The organism is Rhodoferax sp., from assembly GCF_018780565.1.
GTDB lineage: Bacteria > Pseudomonadota > Gammaproteobacteria > Burkholderiales > Burkholderiaceae_C > Rhodoferax.
The window spans coordinates 202,058-218,716 of record NZ_JADMJN010000003.1; the positions used below are offsets into that span (position 1 = coordinate 202,058).

Sequence of the window (16,659 nt, forward strand, 5' to 3'; positions counted from 1 at the left end):
TCCGACTGACATGAGAGACCCCCAAGACTAATATTTATGAACACAAGCACACGCTAGTCCAAGGAACAAGGAGAGAGACTATGAACGCAAAAGAAGTTCGTTTTAGTATTGAAGCGCAGGATGGTTACCTCATCGAGGCCTATGCATGGCATTGCGACGCTACGCCTCGTGGCGTGATACAGGTCGTGCACGGAATGGCCGAACATTCACGCCGCTACCGTCATGTTGCGCAAGCCCTGGTCGATCAAGGGTATGTGGTCTATGCATGCGAACACAGGGGACACGGTCAATCGGCGCTCGATGGTGGGACGCTGGGCGACTTTGGTCCCAGGGGATTCCAAGCCTTGTCGGATGATATGGCGGTTGTGACGCGCCACTTGCGCCAACGTCATCAGGGCATTCCACTTTTGATGATGGCGCACAGCATGGGCTCGTTCGCTGCGCAACTCTATCTGCTTGACCATTCGGCTCTGGTGGATGCGGTTGCATTGTCAGGCACGACAGCTTTGGAGATGCTTGACCTGCGCACCTCGGGCTGGACACTTGAAGGTGCCAATTCGGCTGTTGAGAATCCCGCAACGCCAGTGGACTGGCTGAGTCGTGATCCATCGGTGCCAGCCGCCTATTTGGCCGACCCGCTCTGCGGCTTCCCTTTGACGGAGGCCTCGCTCATGTCCATCTTTGAACATGGAAATCGTACAGCTGACATGTCGCAGTTTGGCGGCATTCGCAAGGACTTGCCACTCTATCTTTTCACTGGCGACAAGGATCCTGTCAACAACAACCTGGTCTGGTTCGATCCGCTGGTGCAGCGGCTTCGTCTCGCCGGATTTCTTGACCTCTCAACGCACGTTTACGGTGGTGCGCGGCATGAGGTCTTGAATGAGACGAATCGAGCCGAGGTCATTGCGAACCTGGTTGCGTGGGTGAACCGTGCGATTGGCGGATGACTTCTTGAAAGCGTTGCTATATCGCTTGAATTGAATTTCAACAAGTTTGTCGGTATGTCGCTTAGCGACGATGGACGATCTCCAGCGCGGGATCTCTGTTAGTCAATTCATGCCCTTGCGACGGGGCGGGTGTTAGTGGATCAACTAGGAGACTGAGATGATTGCAATTTCTAAGAAGTTCAAAAAAACCTTGCTGGCGTTCACGCTATTGGGTGCTGCAGCAGCACATGCGGCGGATGTTGAGTTGTTGCCCGGGGGCCTGTTGACCGCAACCTCGGCGGAACAAACCAAGCCTGGTCAGTTCAAGAAAGCCGGCCCCTGGCGTGTGGGTGTCTCTTTTGCCGGCGTTGGCAATAGTTGGATTGTTCAAATGATTCAGGAAATGCGTTTTACAGCTTCGCAAAACAAGAATATCAAGGACTTCATCTTCACTGAAGCCAATTGGCAACCAGCCAAGCAGGTGGCCGACGTCGAAGATCTTTTGACAAAGAAAATTGACATCCTGATCATTGGACCCATCTCGCAGGCCACGGGCACACCGCTCATCGAAAAGGCAGCCAAGCTGGGCATTCCGGTCGTCACATTTGGTGCCTATGGACGCGCTGCGCAGTCAACCACCGAAGTCTGGGCTGGCGGTCGGGTGTTCGGGCAACAGGGCGGTGAATTCCTGCGCCGTGAACTCAATGGCAAAGGAAATCTGTGGGTATTTCGTGGCATCGCTGGCGTGGACGAAGAACAGTTGCGCTATGAAGGCTTTCGCAAGGCGATCGACGGTTCGAGCCTGAAGATCACCAGCGAAGTTTTTGGTGATTGGAACTATGCAAAAGGCAAGCAACTGTGCGAGAACCTGGTTCTCTCGGGCCAGCCTGTGGATGGTATCTGGTTCTCCGGTGCCGAGATGACTCGCGCTTGTATCGATGTCTTCAAGGAGTCAGGCAAGGCATTGGTGCCGATGACTGGAGAGGCCAACAATGGTTTCTTGCGCGCCTGGAAAGAATCTGGCGTGAAGAGCGTTGCTCCGACGTTCACGCCTGGATTGGGTGCGGCGGTTGTGCGGGCTTCTGTGGGACTTCTTGAAGGCAAGCCCTTGAATCGGTCGTACTTCTCCATGCCGGCTCCCATCACGCGCGATCAGCTTGACAAGTTCTATCGTCCAGACCTGAACGATTCGTACTGGATGCCGACTACGTTGCCCGAGGCGAAGGTCGTTGAGTTGTTCAAACGTTGATTTTGCGATGAACCAAGTCTTGAAGTCTCCGGACCCATCGGCACTGGTGTTGCTGCATCAGGTGTCGAAGTCGTTCGGTCACACGGCTGCCCTCAGCGCTGTGAGCCTTGCGGGTCATCCGTCGTCGATTCATGCCATCACCGGTGAGAATGGTGCTGGAAAGTCCACGTTGATGAAGCTCCTTGCCGGTGTGCATGAACCTGACCAGGGGGAGATTTGGTTCAAGGGTCGACAGCTGCGGCTGTCGACCCCGGCCCATGCACGGGCCGCTGGAATTTCTACGGTATTTCAGGAGCTGACGGTTTTGCCAAACTTGACCGTGGCTGAGAATCTCTGCCTGGGGAGGGAGCCTGTACGGTTGGGCTTTCTCGATCATCGCGCAATTCGGCGATCGGCCAGTGCAGTGCTTGCGCGAACCGGAATTGACCTGGACCCAGACAGGTTATGCAGCAGTCTCACCGTGGGTGAGCAGCAGCTTCTGGAGATAGCCAAAGGCTTGCAGGCTGAGGCGGAAGTTTTCATATTCGATGAGCCGACAGCGCCGCTAAACCGGGCCGAGGTAGACAAGCTGGAGGGGCTGCTCAAGGCGCTCAAACAGAGCGGGAAACTGATTTTTTACATCAGCCACAGGCTTGAAGAAATTTTCCGATTTTGTGACACAGTCTCCGTCCTGAAGGACGGGAGGCATGTAACGACGCAGCCAATTGCCGCTTTAAGTCCTGAGAGGCTGGTAACGCTGATGGTGGGTCGCGAGCTTGAGGCCTTGTTTCCCCCACGGACGGCTGCAGACAGTGGAAAGTTGGCGCTGACCGTGAAAAATCTCACGGTCAAGACAGGGCGGCGGCCCGTCGCCTTTTCGTTGCATCAGGGCGAAATTGTCGGAATCGCAGGGCTTGAAGGCCAAGGTCAACGGGAAATCATTCGGACACTGGCCGGAGCCCATGTCAGTGCCACAGGAGACATATCCGTGTATGACGAGCATCAGGTAGCGAGCCGTCTTGAACACAGTTTGGGAACCGCCCGGACAGTCCGGCGAGGTGTGGCACTGATGCCGGAGGATCGAAAGTCCGAGGGACTGTATTTGGATTTGCCCATTCAGGAAAATGTCTGGCTTGGTCCTTTGCGAAAGACTGCACTGTGGCGTCCCGCAACTCGCGATCAAGGGTTGATTGGCGGACTCGCTAGACGCATGCATCTTCACACCCATCCAGCAGCCCTCGTTGGATCCTTGTCGGGAGGCAACCAGCAAAAAGTGATGCTGGGCCGTTGGCTTGCGGCGAACGTTCGCATCCTGCTGGTTGAGCAGCCAACGCGGGGTGTAGATGTCGGCGCCAAGGCCGAGATTTATGGTCTGTTGAGGCAATTCACCTTGGACGGTGGTGCGATTCTCGTCGTATCGGGTGACTTGCCGGAACTGATCGGTTTGTGCGACCGGATTCTGGTGGTGCGCGAAGGCAGCGTCGCTGCAGACGTCAGGGCAGAAGATGCAACAGAGGAGGTGTTGCTGGGCTTCGCGTTGCGAGACCCGTCGCAATCGTCATTGCAACTCAACAACAATCAAAGGGGAACAGCATGAGCATGGGCCGATCCGGCATGACCCGATACACGCTGGGCTTGCCAGTGGTGTTGATTGGCGTACTCGCACTTACGACCGAAGATTTTCGCGAACCGCAAAACTTGCTGAACTTCAGTGGACAGATTGCTGCACTGCTGATTGCTTCTTTAGGTCAGTTGTTTGTCACATTGGTGGCCGGTATTGATCTGTCGGTGGGTTCCGTGTTGAGCATTGCCGCCTGTATCGTGGCCACGAATCCCGACCCAACTCTCGCCGTTGCTTTGGCGCTCGCCATGGGCATAGCCGTCGGCATAGTCAATGGATTAGGTGTTGCCGTTGCGGGTGTCCATCCTCTGGTCATGACCCTCAGTACAGCTACTATCCTTCAGGGTCTGGCCTATGTTGTCCTGCCGATTCCAGGTGGCAATATCGCGCCAACTCTGACATGGATGGCAACTTCGGTCGTGGCAGGTGTGCCTTTGTCCTTGCTGTGGTGCGTTGCCGCAGCCTTGCTTGCAGCCTGGATCATTAATTACACCCGCATAGGGTCTCACCTGTTTGCGGTCGGAAGCAATTCCCGCAGTGCCTATCTCAATGGCGTCAAGGTGAAGTCAGTCGTTGTCTTTGCCTACGTTTCATGCAGCGTTGCAGCTGCGGTCGCCGGCATCTATATTGCATCGCGCATCTCGGCGGGTGATCCCACACTGGGGGCTGCTTTTGGTCTGGAATCCGTCGCAGCCGTGGCACTGGGCGGTGTTCAGTTGACAGGCGGCATCGGGAGCGTCTTGGGTGTCATATCGGGTGCCTTGAGTCTTGGCCTGCTTGCAAACGGTCTGAATCTCTTTGGCATTTCACCGTTTATGCGTGAAGTCCTTACCGGCTGCTTGCTATTGGCGGCGGTGAGCGTGCAACGCAGATCCAACGTGGGACTTTGAACATGGCAACACTCGCAGCCTCATGGCCTTTGGCCAGACTTCGGATCCAGCAAGTAGCCGGTTTCATCCTTTCTTTGCCGCCAGCCTATGCGGGCACGGCATTGCTGCTGATCATTGCGGCCATGATGCGGCCCAATCTGATGTCGCCCATGCTCCTGCTTTTGATTTTGCGGCAGGCGACTCCGCTAGGCTTTGCAGCCATTGGACAGTCGCTTGTCATGCGCTGTCGATCACTGGATCTCTCTTCTGGCGGCATCGTAGCCGTTGTTTCCTACTTGTTGACGAGTGGCATCATGCCGCTGCCTTGGCCGTGGGCATTACTGGTATGTTTGGCATTTGGTGTTTTCATTGGTGTAGTCAACGGATTTCTCATCGTCCGGGTGAGGGCCTCGTCGGTGATCGTGACTCTTGCCGTGTCAATGATTCTGTCGGGAATTGTGATTGCCCTGAGTCAGTTTTATGCCTCGGGTGATGCCCCGGATGTGCTGAGGGAATTCGGTAGGGCTCGTGTGCTGGGACTACCGCTTGTGCCACTGATTTGGCTTGCATTGCTTGTGCCGGCAGCTCTGTTTCTCCGCTTCAGCGCGTTCGGTCGCGTCACGGACGCTGTCGGTGCCAATCCACGTGCTGCAGAACTCTCTGGATTGCCTTACTTGAAGGTGGTTTTTGTGGCGCATGTCGTGTCCGCTGTTACGTCCGTCCTCGCGGGGTTCATGCTGCTTGGATTCGTGGGTGTTGGCAACGTCACCCTTGGCAGAGATCTGGCGCTGAACTCGCTGGCAGCATCCATACTCGGCGGCGTGAATTTCGGCAACGGACGTGGTGGTGTTGCTGGCCCCGCCGTAGCGGCCTTCATGCTGGCATTCCTCTTCAACTTTCTGACGAGCTTGGGCCTTGGTGAACCGGGACGGCTGATGCTTCAAGGTTCAATTGTCGGCGCAGCGGCCTTGGTGTACTGCCTGAGAAACCGTGGATCAAACCACTGACAGGCCACCCGTACCCTGGCCCTGGCTTCGCACACGCCGGTACAGCCAGACTGCGATGGAGACATTCAACAGGTTCCAGCCGATACCGTTGATGAAGGCGGCGCGGTAGCTGCCTGTCACGTCGAACACCCAGCCCGAGAGCCAACCCCCCAGCGCCATGCCCACCAGCGTGGCCATGATGACCGAGCCAACCCTGGCACCAGCTTCCTCGGGTGCGAAATGTTCGCGAATGATGATGGCGTAGGACGGCACGATGCCGCCCTGAAAAAGGCCGAACATGGCCGAGATGACATAGAGCGGCACCATGCCATCAAAGGGCAGGAACAACAGCAGCGCCACGCCCTGCAAGGCCGAACCCATCAACAGCGTCCGGATGCCGCCGATGCGATCGCAAATGACACCGGACACCAACCTGCTGACGATGCCGCAAGCCAGCATGAGCGATAGCATCTCGGCTCCGCGTGCGGCTCCGAAGCCCAGATCCGTGCAGTAGGCGACTATGTGCACCTGCGGCATGGCCATGGCCACGCAGCATGCCATGCCAGCCACACACAACGCAAGCTGCGCGTGAGCCGGACTTAGGCCGAATGGGCGGCTGCGGTCAACCGCAGGTGTCTGGGCATTTGCCGGTGCAGCAGAAACAAGGGGCGGGCGCTGTCGCATTCTCAGCGACAGCGCAAACATGCCCAAGCCGCAGAAGATGCCCATCAGCACATAGGTGTGACGCCAGCCGATGGTCTCAATGCCGTGCTGCACGATAGGCGGCCACAGAGCACCGGCAATGTAGTTGCCGCTGGCACAGATGGCCACAGCAATGCCGCGCCGCCGGTTCCACCAAAGGGCGGTGTCGGCGATAAGGGGTGCGAAGGTGGACGAACTGCCGATCAGGCCCAGCAGCCCGTGGGCAAGTCCGAAGGCCCAAATGCTGCCAGACAGACCAGCCCAAACGAAGCCACCACAAACCGCCAGAGATCCGATCCAAAGCACGGGCGTCAGACCATGGCGATCGGCAAGTCGCCCCGTCCAGATGCCGCCAAGGCCCAGGCAAACCATCATCATGGTGTAGGGCAATGAAGCATCGGCCCTGCTGATGCCAAACTCTGCCTGCACCGTCGGTAGCACAACCGACACGACATACATGCTGCTGTTACCCAGCACGACCAGGCCCAGTGTTGCCAGCAATCGCCAGGCGGCGTGTCGCGAGTCGATGAGGGAGGGGTCAGCGGGGGGTGTACTCATCAACTCTTTTTTTAGCAATGTACATGACGCTATCGGCATATCTGAGTAACTCATGCACTTCCACGCCATGCTCGGGGTAGTGGGCTACGCCGATACTTGGCTTGATCCGGATGGTATGTTCGTTCACGAAAAAGGGGTCGTCGAAGGCATCGCGAATTTTATGAATCGCAGACAGGCCGGTGTCCGGCAAGTGCTCGGACTCCAGCAGCAAGACAAACTCGTCACCACCGACGCGCGCGACAGTATCGGATTCACGTACACATTTTTTGAGTCGATGCGCAAAAGCCTTCAGCAATTGGTCCCCCAAGGCGTGCCCCAAAGTGTCATTGACCTGCTTGAATTTATCCAGATCAAGGTACAGCACAGACAGGAAGCGTCGCTCTCGGTGCGCTCGCGTGATTGCGGTTTTCAAACGGTCGTGCAAGAGTCCGCGGTTAGGGAGATCGGTCAGTTCGTCGTACTGGGCCAGGTACTGCAGGCGGGTGAATAGCTGCACGCGTTCGATGGCCGTGGCGATCTGGGTGGACACGTATTGCAAAAGCTCTTTGTCTTTGTCGCCGTAAGCTGCATCGCCCACGTAGCTTTTCAAAAGCAGGGCGCCAATGATGCCGTTTTGCGATTTCAGTGGTACGCCCAGCCAGCACTTCAAATCCTCATCGAATAGCATGCCCGGATGCTCAGGTATTTCTGCAGACGCATCGCGGTTCAGAAGCAGTATCTGCTCACTGCGGATGACCTCCTGACAGAAAGCATCCAAGGCAGCGGTGCGCGGGCTGTGCCCCGGTTGACGCACATCCACGCAGTAGGGGAAATTGAGTGATTGGGTCTTCGCATCGATCAATGCCACGGCGAAGTTGGGGCTTGGCAACAGGTTTTTGATGATCTGGTGGATTTTTTCGAACAGAGTGGCCAGATCGCCTGCCGCGTGAGCGGATTCAGAAATAGCGTAGGTGGCCGCCTGCAAAAGCTCAGATCGTTTGCGCGCGGTGACGTCACGCGCGACGGCAATCCGCAGGCGGTCACTGTCGGACCAACGGGCGGACCACATGATGTGAACCACTTGGCCATCTTTGCGCAGATAACGGTTTTCGAAATGAAGGTGGGTCTGCCCTGACATGATTCGCTGAGCCGCCTGAAGCGTCATTTCCCGATCGTCGGGGTGCACCATGTCGATCATGCGCCTGCCGATCATTTCCTCCGGTGTGTATCCGAAAATCGACTCGCATGCCGCACTGCCAAAGACAAAGTAACCATGGGCATCCACGACGCAAACGGCATCCAGCAGGAGGTCTACGACGCTGGCAAAAGACAGCGCGCTATTCTTGGAAATCGGAAATTGCATACCTGGAATGTGTGGCAGCTGTTCTGTGGGCCACTGTCTCATGCCAGCTTGAACACGGCCACCGTGTGAACCAGGTCCTGCGCCTGCGTTTTGAGACCGTCCGCCGTAGCCGCCATCTCTTCGACCAATGCCGCGTTCTGTTGTGTCGCCTGGTCCATATGGGTGACGGCCTCGCCTACCTGGGCGACCCCCGAAGCCTGCTCGTTGCTGGCGGAGCTGATCTCCCCCATGATGTCCGTTACCCGGCGTATGGAGTTGACCACTTCGGTCATGGTGTTGCCTGCCTGGTCGACCAGCGTCGTGCCATGCTCCACCCGCTCCACACTGGCGCTGATCAGGCTCTTGATTTCTCTTGCCGCATCGGCAGAACGTCCTGCCAGGCTGCGCACTTCACTGGCCACCACGGCAAAGCCACGCCCTTGTTCGCCGGCCCGTGCTGCTTCCACCGCTGCGTTCAACGCCAGAATATTGGTCTGGAATGCGATCCCGTCGATGACACTGATGATGTCGGAGATCTTCTTTGAAGAGTCGTTGATGCCCTTCATGGTGTCAACCACCTGGGCCACCACTTCACCACCCCGGACGGCCACGGTGGAGGCACTGATCGCAAGCTGATTGGCTTCTCTCGCGTGGTCGGCATTCTGTTTCACGGTGGAGCTCAGTTCTTCCATCGTGGCAGCGGTTTGTTCCAGCGCACTGGCCTGGCTTTCGGTACGGCTGGACAGATCATGGTTTCCTGCAGCAATTTCGCCACTGGCTGTGGCAACGGTTTCCGAGCCCTGGCGTACTTTGGCAACGACTTGGGACAGGCTGTCCTGCATGAGTTTGAGTTGCGCCATCAGGCTGACTGTGTCGTTTGGTTTCAGATGGATGCGAAAACTCAGGTCGCCCGAGCCCACCTTTTGGGCCACGTTGGCGGCATCCGCTGGTTCGGCACCGAGTTGGCGGCCAATGTGGCGAATCAGCAGGAAGTTGTACAAACCCGATGCTGACATGCCGACGACGAAGAGAACGATGGCAAGCAGGCGTATCGTGTCATAGCGGGATTCGGCGTCGGTGAACTCATTTTTTGCTTCGTCATACTGCACCTGGATCAGGGACTTGATGCCCTTGTGCACCGGAACGTACAAGGTTTCCACTTTTTCCGCGACCAGTCGCTTGGCCGCGTCGATGTCGTTGGCGCGCAATGCTGCCACGGCGGGCTTGAGGCCTTCCTGCACAAACCGTGTGCGGTCAGTGGTAAAGCTTTCAGCAAGTTTTTTCCCGTTGGGCGTCAGCTTCGTCGCCATGACGGAATTCCATGTCTGGGTAATGGCAGCAATATTGGCATCCACCGTTGCCGTGCTGGTGGCGATGACCTCCGGCGTGGGGTTGGCGATGGCAACGGCGATGGCCAGGCGGTTTTGGAGAATCAAGGCCTCAATGTCACCCATTTGCCCGGCGGGCACTGCACGGTCGGCGTAGACGGATTGCAGGGCGACGTTGGACGTACCCATGCCAAAAAGGCCGAGCGCGGCAATAACGATCACCAGGGCCGACATCATGCCCCCCAATTGCAGCAAACGCGTTGAAATTTTCATGTGAATCTACACTTGTTGGTTGATGTCAAATGGTAGCAGTGTCTGGTAGCTTCAGACGGACTCTTCATCGATGGACGCCGAGCGCAGCGAAGGCGCTTGCAGGTGGATAAGATCAAGGTCTTTTGCCACTTGAATGACGCCTATGGTCTGGGATTATCCCAACCCCTTTACCTTGCCCGCCAGCCCGCAGCTTGATGACATTGACGGTCTGAATCACACCAACAATGCGGTGTACGTACAGTGGTGCGAGAAAATCGGCTGGGCTCATTCGCAGGCGCTGGGTCTGAGTCTCGCAGACTATCAGCGCCTGGACCGTGCCATGGCGATTCGCCGTGGTGAGTACGACTATCTGTTGCCCACCGTATTGCAGGACGAGCTGACTTTGGGCACCTGGATTCTGGCCAGCGACGGCAAATTGACCATGGAGCGCAGGTTTCAATTGGTCCGCAATCGGGATCAGGTGACAGTGTTGCGCGGTCGCTGGGATCTTGTGTGTATTGAGTTGAGTAGCGGGCGGGCGCGCCGCATGCCTTCCGAGTTTTGTCAGGTCTATTTGCCTGTGATGGTGGATCCGCAGCCCCATCCTTAGCTGAAAGCGGCTGTTCGGGACGGTTTGGAGGCCCTGTTGACGTGTGATGGGTGGGTTTGCACCAGTTTGGTGCTGGTTTGAGGTCCAAAAAATTGGATATTTTTAAAAATAGGCCTAAATTGACCGCTAAATCTGCCGTTAAGAATCATACGAACACGGAGAAAAGCCAGATACCCAACCTGCTACCGGACCCAAAATGCAACTCCCATCCATTGATCGAATCCCCAATCCTCGCCCGGCCGGCGCGGCTGCGGTGTCGCTCGTGGGTGCGAAGGTGATCCCTACAGCGCCGGTCAACCCTTCTGTTTCTTCGGCACCTGCTGGGCAGTCAAATTCGATTGCGCCTACGCCTGGTGTGGTCAATTTGGTGAACCAGGCCAACAAACCAAGTTCCGGCGAAGGCGTTTACACCAGCGTGTCCGATCCGGCACGTCGTGGGTCCGAGGCCGCAACCACCTCGAAAGACTGGACCGTGCGTCGGCCAGCCCCTGAAAAAGTGGAAGACCCGCCACGGATCCCGATCTACAAAATGCTCATGGACCATGTGAAGCACATGTGGGCGGCTGGTGCCAGCGCCATCCAGACCGAGCAGGTGAGCAATCAGTTGGAAGTTCCAAAGAGCAATTCCAATGCCGTACCCGGCGTGATCGCCACCGAAGTGCTCACTTACTCGCCCAGCAAGATCAAAAAGACTGAAAACATTTAGTCTTTTCGGGGGCGAATTTTTCTGCGCTTCCCCTAACATTGGGGCATGCACACTACAGCACTTGTTCTTTTTTCGGGTGGTCAAGATTCCACCACCTGCCTGGCCTTGGCGCTGAGCAAATACCAGCGGGTTGAAACCATTGCCTTTGACTATGGCCAACGCCATCGCGTCGAGCTGGAGGCTCGCCTGAAGGTGCTGTCTGAAATCCAGCGCCAATTTCCGCAGTGGGCACACAAACTCGGTGAAGATCATCTGCTGGACCTGGCCGTGTTGGGAAAAGTAAGCGACACCTCATTGACGCGTGACACTGCCTTCAAGATGGAGCAGAGCGGCCTGCCCAATACCTTTGTGCCCGGGCGCAACCTGCTGTTTTTGACCCTGGCCGCTGCTGTGGCCTACCGGCGCGATCTGCAGGTGATCGTTACCGGTGTCTGTGAAACCGATTTCTCGGGCTACCCGGATTGCCGCGATGACACCATGAAGGCCATGCAGCTGGCCTTGTCCTTGGGCATGGACAAGCGCTTTCTGATCGACACCCCGTTGATGTGGATCGACAAGGCCGATACCTGGGCCCTGGCGCACGAGCTGGGGGAAAAATCCGGATCACCCGACGGTGGTAATGCCCTGGTCGAGCTGATCATCGAGCACACGCACACTTGCTATCTCGGGGACCGCGAACACCGCCAGGCCTGGGGCTATGGCTGCGGCACTTGCCCGGCCTGCGAGTTGCGGGCGCGTGGTTACGAGCGTTTTTCTTCCACCCGGTAAAGGGCAGGTGCGCCTTCAGGTAGTTTTTCCAGTTCCCAGCGCTGCTTGTGAAAAGCTGCAACCGAGGGTCGATGTGCTATTGAAATAATAGCACCTTGGGCATTTTGGACAAGGGCCAGAAGCTTTTTATACACTGAACTTTCAGTGGCTTCATCGAGCGCGCTGGTGGCCTCGTCGGCAAACACCCATTGAGGCTTCTTCAGCAGGACGCGCGCAATCGCCAGCCGCTGCTGTTCACCGCCTGACAGTTTTTGACTCCATGCATCGGCGTGGTCCAACTGATCGGCCAACTGGGGCAAGAGCGCATCCGTCAGCGCCTGGATAAGTTGACCGTTCGTGTAGCTGGACGGACTTTCGGGGTAAGCCAGTGCATCACGCAGCGGCCCGTTGGGGAAATAGGGACGCTGGGGGATGAACATGGCGTTGGCCGGGCGATTCACTGTGCCGCTGGCAAATGGCCAGATGCCCGCCAGGGTGCGAAACAGCGTGGACTTGCCGCTGCCCGATGGGCCTTGCAGCAGCACACTGTCGCCAGGCTGTGCGTGCAGCGCAGCACCGGTCAGCAGCACGGTGCCGGTAGGCAAAGCGAGTGTCAGATTGTTCACCTCAAGTGCTACACAATCTGTAGCTGATGAGGCAATAGGGTCGGAGGCCAGCGCCGCAAAAGATTCCTCAAAACTGGTCAGGCGGTCGGTGGTGGCGCGCCAGCTGGCCAGGTTGCTGTAGCTGTCCACAAACCAGCTCAGTGAGCCCTGTACCTGGCCAAAGGCGCTGGAGATCTGCATCAGCTCGCCCAACTGGATAGCGCCACTGAAAAATCGCGGGGCCGCCACCACAAAGGGGAACACCACCGCAGCCTGGCCGAAGAAGCTGGTGAACCAGACCAGATTTTTCTGCGCCCTGATCAGTTGCAGGTAGTTGCCCAGCACGCGTGAGAAGCGCAGGTCGAGCTGCGCACGCTCCACGGTTTCACCCTTGTCCAGTGCGATGGACTCGCTGTACTCCCGCACCCGCACCATGTGGTGACGAAAATCTGCTTCCACGCGCTGCTGCTCGAAATTCAGCTTGATCTGCGGACGGCCAATGTAGTGCGTCAGGATGCTGCCCGCCGCACAGTACAGCACGGCCATCCACACCATGAAGCCGGGAATGTTGTAGGCGCTGCCCTGAAACGAAAATGCAAAGCCGCCCGAAAGTCCCCACAAAATGCCGACAAAACTGGCCAATGTCACCACCGCATTGAGCAGGCCCATGGTCAGGGAAATGGTGTACGTGGTGAACTGGTTGATGTCTTCCTGAATCCGCTGGTCGGGGTTGTCCGGGTTGCCTGCATCCACATTGGGCTGGCGGGTGAAGCGAGCCAGTTCGAGCTTGTAAAAAGCATGGTTGGACAGCCAGCGTTGCAGGTAGTGCGCGGTCATCCAGGCGCGCCAGCGCATCTCCAGCAGTTGCGTCAGGTAAAACTTGTAGACCGCGATGACGATGAAGGCAAATGCGAGGTATGTGAAACGCCCCAGCTGTGTCCAGAACACGGCGGCATTCTTTTCCTGCAGCGCATCGTAGAAAAGCTTGTTCCAGTCATTGAACAGCACCGCCATGTAGACCATGCCCAGATTCAGGGCAATGATGGCGATGAGCAGGGCTCGTGCCTTCCACTTTTCATCCGATCCAAAGTAAGGCCTGGACAGGCTCCACACCCGGCTGGCGAGGAGCTTGAAAGACAGCAGTTTGGCGCGCAGGTCAGACACAAAAACCATGGAGATACCTCAATTGACAAGTGCCCCATGGTAGCGCCCGGGTTCGTGCGGGCGCGGTGTCGCCGCATGGCCCGCAAGTGCTGTCAGGTGCGCAGCAGTCCGTTCAGTGAGTTGTCCCAGGTAAAACCGGGAAACAGGCCGCTCAATTCATCTGGCTTCAGACCATAGGTGCTGCGCAGTACCTGCGCCAGCACCGCGCGAAAGTCGTTGTGCACCGGCAGGTCGCGCCCTTCATGGAGATCGCCTTGGGCCAAGCCCGACCAGGTGCCATGCCAGCGTCCGCCATGAATCTTGCTACCCATCAACCATAGGGCATTGCCGTGACCATGGTCGGTGCCCCGGGTGCCATTTTCAAAGCTGGTCCTGCCAAATTCGCTGACCACCAGCACCACATCGTTGGGTTGCGAGAAGTCGCGGCGCAGTTGAATCATGGCTTTGGCCAGATTGCCCAGGTTTTGTGCCAGCCCACCGGTCACCGCGCCCTGATTGGCATGGGTGTCCCAGCCGCCAGCGGATAAGAAGCCCAGCCGTAAATTGCGGTCCTGGCGCATCAGCGTGCCCAGGTGCTGTGCGTCCAGCAGCAGGCCTTGTGCGGAACCCGCCCCGTTGTTGGCGGCCAGCATTTCCCGCCCCAGCATGCCGGGGTCTGTCATGTCTACACTCAAAGTCTGTGCAGTCTGCATCCGGCTGTCGGCGCCAGCCCGAAAGGCCTGGGATAAATGGTCTTGTCCGGCATAGAGCTTCATGACTGCATCGCGCGTGCGCTCATCGCCCAGTGCACCCTGGCGTGTGGCAGCGGCGCCCTTGGGCACCCGTTGTACTGGGGCGTTGCCGGCCAGGATAGTCGGGTTGGCCTCGCCGACTCCAATCGCCATCGGCCTGGAGCGCGGGCTTTGCATATCGTCCGCCGGATGGATGATGTCACTGCGAAGCGTGGCCAGGGTGTTCATCCAGCCCGCACCCGCGCTGCTTTTTCCGGGTATGCCAAGTTCCCAGTGGTGCTGTGCATCGAAGTGCGAGCGGGTCGGGTCCGGCGAACCGGCGCAGGGCAGCACCCCGAGCACACCCTGCTGCCAAAGGGGGAGCAAAGCCGCCATGGCAGGATGCAGGCCAAACGTATCGTCCAGTTTGATCGTGCTTTGCGCTGTGCCGTCGGGTGCTGCAATCGCGATGTGGGGGCGCAGTTGGTAATAGCGGGCATCGCCATGCGGTACCAAGGCCGAGAGCCCGTCGTAGGCGCCGCGCAGAAAAACCAGCACCAGACGTGCATCGCCGTCGGTGCGGTTGGCGCCAGCGCGATTGTTTTGCGCCCACGCCATCGGCGCCGCCCAGGCGGTGGAGGCGCCAAGCATCGCTTGCAGCATGCGGCGGCGGCCTATTCCGTGGCCTGTTCCTGGATGTGGGGCTTCGGGCATGGAAAATTCCAGTCGCAATTTGGGTCTATTTGTACATGAAGTCCGGGCTGGCCAGCATCAGTCCGGCGCGCAGGGCCGGCCTTTCCTGGGCGATGGCCGCCAGTGTGTTGGCACCCAGGTAGGGCCGCAGGAAGTCGAGGTCGGGCGACTGGCGTCCAAGACTCAGGGCGAAGTCGGCGCGCCGGGTCAGGGCTTCGGGCACCAGCCAGGTGGCGGCATCAACCTTATAACCGTCCGGTGTTTGCCAGCCATGCAGAGCTTGCCCGGCATTGGCCAGAAAGCCCAGGGTTTGCAGCAGGCTGCGGCGGTCTGAGGTGTCATGTTTGGCAGCTTGTGTCGCCGCGAGGGCCGAGCAGGCAAAGTCCAGCGGGGTTTTGAAAAGACGGTTTTGTGGCTGCCAGAAATCAGCAGACTCCAGCAGGGTCCGCATCACCGCACGCAGATCGCCTTGGGTGGCCAAAAAGGTGCGACTCAGCCGCTCCACCAATTCAGGTGCGGGCTGGTCAGCCACGAAGAACTGGGCCAGGCGCAGGCTGACGCGGCGTGCCGTGGCGGGGTGGCGTGCCAGCATGCGGATCGCGTCCTCGCCTTCGCGCTCGCCCGTACGTGCAAGTTCAGTTGGAAAGCGGGTGCCCAGCACCTGCTTGCTTCTCGTGTCGTGCAGGCGCGGCACAAACTGAAAGCCCGATGTCTCTCGGGGCGCTACGGTCCACCCGGTCAGCACGCGCGCCAGTTCACGCACATCGGTCTGCGTGTAACCGCCGTCCACGCCCAGGGTGTGCAGCTCCATCAGTTCGCGGGCATAGTTTTCGTTCAGGCCGCGGCTGCTGCCCTGCGGTCCGCGTGAGCCCTCGGCGACGCTTCGGGCCTGGTCCAGGTAAAGCAGCATGGCGGGGTGGCGGGCGCTGGCGAGCAGCAGGTCTTCAAACTTGCCCAGTGCATGGGCTCGGGCGACGTTGACCACGTAATGACCGGTGAACGGTCTGACGGCGCCTTTGCCGGCATAGATATTGAGGTGGTTGAACCAGAACTCGGTCATCCGGGCCAGCAATGGATTTTCTTCCTCGGGCAGGCTACAGCTTCCCAGCCGCCAGGCGGCGGCCTGCTGCACCATGGCGCGGCTGAAATGCTCAGGTTCGGGCGGGGCGGAGAAATCCATGTGTCGCGCGGATGGCGGGTCAACTTCCTTCTGCGCATTGGCCTTGAGGGTGGCCCGAGCCTGGCGCTCGCGTTGCCCACCCTCAAACAGCGTGGGCAGTGGCGCATTGAACGCCGCCAGATCGGGGGCAATGCGCGGTGGCTGCTGGCTTGCGGCATAGGCGGCATCGATCTGTTGCAGGGCCCAGGTGCGAGCGTCCGGGGTGGCCTGCAGCTTGCGGATCAGGGCCGGACTGGGGCCGTAGCCCAAGCGGGTCATGGCCCGCCACGCTTCGGCGTCTGAGGCGTTGGCGATGCTCGGGTACGCAGGGCGCGTGGAGCTTGGCGATTGCGCGAGGGCCTGTTGCCCGAGCACATGGCCGGCCAGGCATGCCAATGCCATAAAAGCCCCTTGGGCGGCAGCGGAGCAGCGTGGCTTGGTGCCAGAGTTGGGCATTTTCATGAGCTCGGC

14 protein-coding genes are annotated in these 16,659 nt (G+C 58.5%); 8 read left to right on the forward strand and 6 right to left on the reverse strand.

Annotated features, from left to right (window positions below; all coding sequences use genetic code 11):
• Positions 1 to 80: 80 nt before the first annotated feature.
• From IV109_RS04885 to IV109_RS04905, 5 genes are all read left to right on the forward strand, one after another.
• Positions 81 to 950, forward strand: coding sequence for an alpha/beta fold hydrolase (locus tag IV109_RS04885; RefSeq protein ID WP_296693075.1), 870 nt, complete (start codon positions 81 to 83; stop codon positions 948 to 950).
• A gap of 157 nt (positions 951 to 1,107) precedes the next feature.
• The gene (locus tag IV109_RS04890) at positions 1,108 to 2,178 is read left to right on the forward strand and encodes an ABC transporter substrate-binding protein (protein WP_296693078.1); all 1,071 of its coding nucleotides are present in this window, start codon (positions 1,108 to 1,110) and stop codon (positions 2,176 to 2,178) included.
• 7 nt (positions 2,179 to 2,185) lie between these two features.
• Positions 2,186 to 3,754, forward strand: a complete 1,569-nt coding sequence (locus IV109_RS04895) for a sugar ABC transporter ATP-binding protein (protein ID WP_296693082.1) — start codon at positions 2,186 to 2,188, stop codon at positions 3,752 to 3,754.
• Entirely contained in the window at positions 3,751 to 4,668 is a 918-nt protein-coding gene (locus tag IV109_RS04900; protein WP_296693085.1) for an ABC transporter permease, read from the forward strand. The genes IV109_RS04895 and IV109_RS04900 overlap by 4 nt, the downstream gene beginning before the upstream one ends.
• A gap of 101 nt (positions 4,669 to 4,769) precedes the next feature.
• Positions 4,770 to 5,654, forward strand: coding sequence for an ABC transporter permease (locus IV109_RS04905; protein ID WP_296693088.1), 885 nt, complete (start codon positions 4,770 to 4,772; stop codon positions 5,652 to 5,654).
• On the opposite strand, the gene IV109_RS04910 is transcribed toward IV109_RS04905, so the two are convergent.
• Genes IV109_RS04910 through IV109_RS04920 form a run of 3 tightly spaced genes read right to left on the reverse strand, consistent with a single transcriptional unit; the run spans position 5,643 to position 9,815 of the window.
• Positions 5,643 to 6,893, reverse strand: a complete 1,251-nt coding sequence (locus IV109_RS04910; RefSeq protein ID WP_296693090.1) for an MFS transporter — start codon at positions 6,891 to 6,893, stop codon at positions 5,643 to 5,645. The genes IV109_RS04905 and IV109_RS04910 overlap by 12 nt on opposite strands.
• On the reverse strand, positions 6,874 to 8,235 hold the full coding sequence (locus IV109_RS04915; RefSeq protein WP_296693093.1) for a bifunctional diguanylate cyclase/phosphodiesterase: 1,362 nt from the start codon (positions 8,233 to 8,235) through the stop codon (positions 6,874 to 6,876). The genes IV109_RS04910 and IV109_RS04915 overlap by 20 nt, the downstream gene beginning before the upstream one ends.
• A 38-nt stretch (positions 8,236 to 8,273) precedes the next feature.
• On the reverse strand, positions 8,274 to 9,815 hold the full coding sequence (locus tag IV109_RS04920) for a methyl-accepting chemotaxis protein (protein ID WP_296693096.1): 1,542 nt from the start codon (positions 9,813 to 9,815) through the stop codon (positions 8,274 to 8,276).
• Positions 9,816 to 9,957: 142 nt separating this feature from the next.
• Here IV109_RS04920 and IV109_RS04925 point away from each other — a divergent pair, with 142 nt between their 5' ends.
• The 3 genes from IV109_RS04925 to queC all read left to right on the forward strand — a co-directional run bounded on the left by IV109_RS04925 (position 9,958) and on the right by queC (position 11,878).
• Complete coding sequence (locus tag IV109_RS04925) at positions 9,958 to 10,404, forward strand: thioesterase family protein (protein ID WP_296693099.1); 447 nt, start codon at positions 9,958 to 9,960, stop codon at positions 10,402 to 10,404.
• A gap of 196 nt (positions 10,405 to 10,600) precedes the next feature.
• Entirely contained in the window at positions 10,601 to 11,110 is a 510-nt protein-coding gene (locus tag IV109_RS04930; RefSeq protein WP_296693102.1) for a hypothetical protein, read from the forward strand.
• Between the two features lie 45 nt (positions 11,111 to 11,155).
• Positions 11,156 to 11,878 carry a 7-cyano-7-deazaguanine synthase QueC gene (queC, locus tag IV109_RS04935; protein WP_296693105.1) on the forward strand — a complete coding sequence of 241 codons (723 nt, stop codon included), beginning with the start codon at positions 11,156 to 11,158 and terminating at the stop codon, positions 11,876 to 11,878.
• Here the strand turns inward: queC and IV109_RS04940 are convergent.
• The 3 genes from IV109_RS04940 to IV109_RS04950 form a co-directional block, all read right to left on the reverse strand.
• Entirely contained in the window at positions 11,851 to 13,635 is a 1,785-nt protein-coding gene (locus IV109_RS04940; RefSeq protein WP_296693108.1) for an ABC transporter ATP-binding protein/permease, read from the reverse strand. The two genes, queC and IV109_RS04940, sit on opposite strands and share 28 nt — an antisense overlap.
• A gap of 83 nt (positions 13,636 to 13,718) precedes the next feature.
• Complete coding sequence (locus tag IV109_RS04945; protein ID WP_296693110.1) at positions 13,719 to 15,050, reverse strand: DUF1501 domain-containing protein; 1,332 nt, start codon at positions 15,048 to 15,050, stop codon at positions 13,719 to 13,721.
• Between the two features lie 25 nt (positions 15,051 to 15,075).
• Positions 15,076 to 16,650, reverse strand: a complete 1,575-nt coding sequence (locus IV109_RS04950) for a DUF1800 domain-containing protein (RefSeq protein WP_296693112.1) — start codon at positions 16,648 to 16,650, stop codon at positions 15,076 to 15,078.
• Positions 16,651 to 16,659 lie beyond the last annotated feature (9 nt).

What these genes read in the sequence shown, in the direction of transcription:
- IV109_RS04885 (WP_296693075.1), top strand. Translation starts at nt 81, where the DNA reads ATGAACGCAAAAGAAGTTCGTTTTAGTATTGAAGCGCAGGATGGTTAC.
- IV109_RS04890 (WP_296693078.1), top strand. Translation starts at nt 1,108, where the DNA reads ATGATTGCAATTTCTAAGAAGTTCAAAAAAACCTTGCTGGCGTTCACG.
- IV109_RS04895 (WP_296693082.1), top strand. Translation starts at nt 2,186, where the DNA reads ATGAACCAAGTCTTGAAGTCTCCGGACCCATCGGCACTGGTGTTGCTG.
- IV109_RS04900 (WP_296693085.1), top strand. Translation starts at nt 3,751, where the DNA reads ATGAGCATGGGCCGATCCGGCATGACCCGATACACGCTGGGCTTGCCA.
- IV109_RS04910 (WP_296693090.1), bottom strand. Translation starts at nt 6,893, where the DNA reads ATGAGTACACCCCCCGCTGACCCCTCCCTCATCGACTCGCGACACGCC.
- IV109_RS04915 (WP_296693093.1), bottom strand. Translation starts at nt 8,235, where the DNA reads ATGCAATTTCCGATTTCCAAGAATAGCGCGCTGTCTTTTGCCAGCGTC.
- IV109_RS04920 (WP_296693096.1), bottom strand. Translation starts at nt 9,815, where the DNA reads ATGAAAATTTCAACGCGTTTGCTGCAATTGGGGGGCATGATGTCGGCC.
- IV109_RS04925 (WP_296693099.1), top strand. Translation starts at nt 9,958, where the DNA reads ATGGTCTGGGATTATCCCAACCCCTTTACCTTGCCCGCCAGCCCGCAG.
- IV109_RS04930 (WP_296693102.1), top strand. Translation starts at nt 10,601, where the DNA reads ATGCAACTCCCATCCATTGATCGAATCCCCAATCCTCGCCCGGCCGGC.
- queC (WP_296693105.1), top strand. Translation starts at nt 11,156, where the DNA reads ATGCACACTACAGCACTTGTTCTTTTTTCGGGTGGTCAAGATTCCACC.
- IV109_RS04940 (WP_296693108.1), bottom strand. Translation starts at nt 13,635, where the DNA reads ATGGTTTTTGTGTCTGACCTGCGCGCCAAACTGCTGTCTTTCAAGCTC.
- IV109_RS04945 (WP_296693110.1), bottom strand. Translation starts at nt 15,050, where the DNA reads ATGCCCGAAGCCCCACATCCAGGAACAGGCCACGGAATAGGCCGCCGC.
- IV109_RS04950 (WP_296693112.1), bottom strand. Translation starts at nt 16,650, where the DNA reads ATGAAAATGCCCAACTCTGGCACCAAGCCACGCTGCTCCGCTGCCGCC.